Here is a 4,817-nt window from a genome sequence, read left to right as displayed (position 1 = left end):
AATTCGATAAAAACTGGTTCTGCCGATTTTGTCTGAACATAACCAATCATTTTTAACTAAACGAAAAACAGAGGTTCTTACAGCACGGTCATTAAAACCAAACAGCTCTAATAACTGAATCAGGCTTGCAAGACTAATATTTCCGCCCCGATGAAGTACTGAATCTCCAAAAATTGTCGAAATAAGCGAAGTTCCACTTAAGGTTTCATTCTTTACAACAGAATCAATTATTTGCTGTATTTTTGCACTCATACTCATGTCTTGGCGTTTAGTTTCAGGGTATAGATTCTATACCCTGAATGATTTTGATGTTAAGCAATCTGACGCATATCGATTACCCGCTTTGCCTTACCTTCCGAACGAGGTAAGGTCGCTTCTGTAACAACTTCTACAGTAACGCTAATCCCAATCATGGTTTTAATACGTTTCATCAACTCCTGAGCAAGTTGATTGGCCTGTATATTACAGTTATGACACATCTCTGTACGAATATGCAAAGTATCCATATGTCCTTTTTTAGTCACCAAAATTTCATAATTTGGAACCAAATGCGGAACTTGCAAAATTTGCTCTTCGATCTGGGTCGGGAAAACGTTCACGCCACGAATAATCAGCATGTCATCACTACGGCCCACAATTTTATCCATTTTACGCATTGCCAGATTTTCACCAGCGAGTAAACGGGTCAAATCACGAGTACGGTAACGAATAATCGGTAAACCTTCTTTGGTAATGGTGGTAAAGACTAGCTCGCCAAGTTCGCCATCTTTACAGACTTCACCCGTTTCAGGGTTAATAATTTCTGGGTAGAAATGATCTTCCCAAATGGTTAGCCCTTCGCCCTCACCTAAGCACTGCATCGCAACACCCGGTCCCATCACCTCAGACAAACCATAAATATCGAGTGCTTTAATATTTAAGCGTTCTTCAATTTCACGGCGCAGTTCATTGGTCCAAGGCTCGGCACCAAAAATACCGACTTTTAAAGATGTATTACGTGCAGTACCAAATTGTTGCTCGAGCTTTTCAATAATACTTACGCAATATGATGGCGTAACCATAATTGCGGTAGGTTTAAAGTCTTGAATGAGCTGAACTTGCTTTTCAGTTTGGCCGCCAGACATTGGAATAACGGTTGCACCTAAGCGCTCGGCACCATAATGTGCGCCTAAACCACCTGTAAATAGTCCATAGCCATAAGCAACCTGAACCATATCTTTCGCAGTTAAACCTGCCATGCGTAAGCAACGCGCAACAATGTCTGACCAAGTATTAATATCTTTTTGGGTATAACCTACCACCGTCGGTTTACCTGTTGTGCCCGATGATGCATGTAAACGCACAATTTGCTCTTGTGGTACGGCAAACATTCCAAACGGATAGTTGTCTCTTAAATCCTGTTTGGTGGTAAATGGAAACTTCGCCAGATCATCTAAAGTGACGAAGTCATCAGGATGTACACCTGCTTCATCGAACTTTTTCTTATACACCGGACTATTTTCATATACAAAAGTCAGGGTTTGTTTTAACCGTTTAGTTTGCAGCTCTCTAAGCTCTGCAAGTGTTAATTGTTCAACATTATCCGTTGTAAGGCTGTCCATCGCCTATCTCCTCATTATGTAATTTTTAAAACCGTCTAAATTAATTTAAATTTTCCAAAATCAGTGCGACGCCTTGTCCAACACCTACACACATCGTGCAAAGTGCATAACGTCCACCTCGTTTTTTTAGCTCACGTGTTGCTGTAATCACTAAACGTGTACCGCTCATACCGAGCGGATGGCCTAACGCAATCGCACCACCATTTGGGTTCACGCGTTCATCGTCATCTTTTAGACCGAGTTCACGCATACAAGCCAAAGATTGGGCCGCGAATGCTTCATTCAGCTCAATCACGTCCATCTGATCTAGCGTTAAACCTGTTTGCTTTAAAATTTTCTGCACAGCCGGAACAGGACCTATACCCATATATTTGGGTTCAACACCCGCACTTGCAATGCCAATCACACGTGCTAAAGGTTTTAAACCATGTGTATCTGCAAATTCACGGTTGGTAATTAACACACACGCGGCGCCATCATTTACACCAGAGGCATTTCCGGCAGTCACCGAACCACCTTCTTTTCTAAAAGGTGCTTTTAGTTTTGCGAGTGCTTCAAGTGTCGTTTCACGCGGGTGTTCATCACGATTCACAACGTTCACGTTTTTCTTACGATCTACAATCTCGACAGGCAAAATCTCGTCGTTAAAGAAACCATTTTGCTGTGCAGCAGCCGTTTTTTGTTGGCTACGCAATGCAAACGCATCTTGGTCTTCACGACTAATTTGATATTTTTCAGCTACATTTTCGGCAGTTTCCGGCATGCTGTCGGTGCCGTATTGTGCTTTAAGTTGTTTATTTACAAAGCGCCAGCCAATGGTGGTGTCATAAATTTCAGGTGTACGGCTAAAAGCTTCTGTTGGTTTAGCTTGTACAAATGGCGCACGGCTCATTGACTCCACACCACCTGCCAACACAAACTGCGCTTCACCTGCTTTAATTGAGCGTGCCGCAAGGCCTACCGCATCTAATCCAGAGGCACACAAACGATTGACGGTCATAGCTGGTACTGTATCAGGTAAGCCTGCCAAGAGTGTTGCCATACGTGCAACGTTACGGTTGTCTTCACCTGCTTGGTTAGCACATCCTAAAAACACTTCATCTACCGTATTCCATGGTAAGTTCGGGTGTTTATCTTTTAAATATTTAATGGGCAATGCAGCTAAATCATCTGCACGTACAGCACTTAAGGCACCTGCATATCGTCCAATTGGGGTACGAATAAAATCGCAAATTAAAACGTCTTCCATGTTGACTCCTGATTATGCAAATTCGGTCATATCACGTGAATATTGAGTAGCAATGTTTTGAGTTTTCGCTACGTATTGCTTGAGGTAGATACTCGCGCGATATTTTTCCTCTCCATACAGTGCATATAAGTTATTTAAAGTTTGGAGCACATAAGCACCGCCCATTTGTGTCAACCACTGGTAAGGACCCTTAGGATAATTCACTCCATATTTCATGGCATTATCAATATCTTCCAGACTCGCAACACCATGTAAACTTGCTTCGCAGGCTTCATTAATGAGTAAAGCGATGGTGCGTAAGGTTAACAGTGCCGGATGGTCTTTAATCCACATCACGCTCATACCAAACTGAGCAAAGTAAGCCTCAACTTTAGCCAGATCACTTGCTTCACAAATCTCGTTATGACTGAGTACTAAAGCTTGCGCTTGCTCAAAATCATGGTGCCAATCCATCAAAACCACTTTACGGCTTAGGTAATGAATATTGGCTGACTCACCTTGGCTCAAGCGTAAGTCGATATCATCAATTTGAAGAATATTGTCGTCACTCGCAGATCCGCTTTTTAAACCTAAACGCGTTAAAAAAGCAGTTAGCTGAGACCAAGTCCCTTTTAGCTGTACATGTGCATCAATTGGCTTGGCAACCACAGCTTGAGGCTGAAAAGTCTCGTACTGATTTTTTTCGTTATAACTATAGAAACCCTGTTTTGATTTACGCCCCCAAGCTCCTGCATCGACCAATTCTTTTTGAATGAGGCTTGGACGGTAGCGTGGCTCGTAAAAAAACTCTTGATAAACGCTTTGGGTCACTGAAAAGTTAACATCTTGCCCAATGAGGTCAGTAAGTTCACACGGCCCCATCGCAAAACCGCCGCATTGCTTTAAGGCATAGTCTAGTTGGTCATAGCTGGTGACTTGTTCTTGTAGTGCTCTAAAGCCTTCTGCATAAAATGGACGTGCAATTCGGTTAACAATAAAACCGGGGGTCGACTTGGTGAGTACCGGAATTTTTTTCCAGCCCAGCATCAAGTTTTTTAAAGCCAAACATAAGCTGTTTGGGGTTTTTAAGCCTTGTACAATTTCAACCAGTTTCATGACTGGCGCAGGGTTGAAAAAGTGTAAACCCACTACGCGCTCAGGGTGAGCAATGCCAGCCGAAATTGCAGTCACTGAAATTGAAGATGTATTACTTGCAAAAATGGTTTGTGCACTACAAATTTCAGCGAGTTGCTTAAATAAAGACTGTTTAACTTCTTTTTTCTCAACGACTGCTTCAATCACCAAGTCAGCATCACGCAGTGCTTCAATTTGATTCACTACCGTTAAACACGCTAAGGCTTCATCAGCTTGCTGCTGTGTGAGCTTGCTCTTTTCAACCAGCTTTTTAAACGTCTGCCCTAAGCCGCTCACGGCTTGTTGCGCTTTTTGAGCGTCCAGATCATACAAAATGGTCGAGTGCCCATTAACGATCGCTAACTGGGCAATACCGATGCCCATGGTGCCAGAACCAATGACAGCAATTCGGGCATGAGATAAGTCTAAATCTGTCATGCTTAGCGCCCTTTAAAATTTGGTTCACGTTTATTCATAAAGGCTTGCACACCTTCACGATAATCTTCGGAACGACCCGCAATACGTTGTAAATCACGCTCTAACAGTATTTGCTCATCAAAGGTATTGTTGCTTGATTGATGAATGGCTTTTTTAATAAGAGATAGACCAAATGTAGGCTGTTTCGCTAAACGTTCAGCAAGTTCAGTCACTTTTGTTTTAAGCTCGGCATCTTCAACCACATCCCAAATCATGCCCCATTCTTTTGCGGTTTCTGCTGGGAGCTTGTCACCTAACAACGTCAAACCCATCGCACGTGCATGGCCTACGGCACGTGGTAAAAACCATGTACCCGCAGAGTCTGGAACCAAACCTAAGCGGCAAAATGCTTGTACAAAGTTTGCCGATTTGGCTGC

Annotated in this window: 4 protein-coding genes and 1 pseudogene; all 5 read right to left on the bottom strand. The window is 42.8% G+C overall.

Translation table 11 applies throughout. The features are described 5' to 3' along the window. Positions 1 to 258 (bottom strand): annotated as a pseudogene (locus UC75_RS19350) (phenylacetic acid degradation operon negative regulatory protein PaaX); the annotation flags it as partial. Between the two features lie 53 nt (positions 259 to 311). Next, the gene (gene paaK / locus UC75_RS00105; protein ID WP_004702409.1) at positions 312 to 1,601 is read right to left on the bottom strand and encodes a phenylacetate--CoA ligase PaaK; all 1,290 of its coding nucleotides are present in this window, start codon (positions 1,599 to 1,601) and stop codon (positions 312 to 314) included. 40 nt (positions 1,602 to 1,641) lie between these two features. Continuing rightward, positions 1,642 to 2,850, bottom strand: coding sequence for a 3-oxoadipyl-CoA thiolase (gene pcaF / locus UC75_RS00100; RefSeq protein WP_049836278.1), 1,209 nt, complete (start codon positions 2,848 to 2,850; stop codon positions 1,642 to 1,644). Positions 2,851 to 2,862: 12 nt separating this feature from the next. Continuing rightward, complete coding sequence (locus tag UC75_RS00095) at positions 2,863 to 4,401, bottom strand: 3-hydroxyacyl-CoA dehydrogenase (protein ID WP_049836277.1); 1,539 nt, start codon at positions 4,399 to 4,401, stop codon at positions 2,863 to 2,865. Between the two features lie 2 nt (positions 4,402 to 4,403). Continuing rightward, positions 4,404 to 4,817 (bottom strand): enoyl-CoA hydratase-related protein (locus UC75_RS19345; protein ID WP_228136962.1); only part of this gene is annotated, 414 nt, incomplete at its 5' end.

The sequence above is a fragment of the Acinetobacter sp. V2 genome, assembly GCF_001188385.1.
GTDB lineage: Bacteria > Pseudomonadota > Gammaproteobacteria > Pseudomonadales > Moraxellaceae > Acinetobacter > Acinetobacter oleivorans.
Note: the sequence above shows the minus strand (reverse complement) of the source record. Positions and strands in the feature narration are given on the sequence as shown.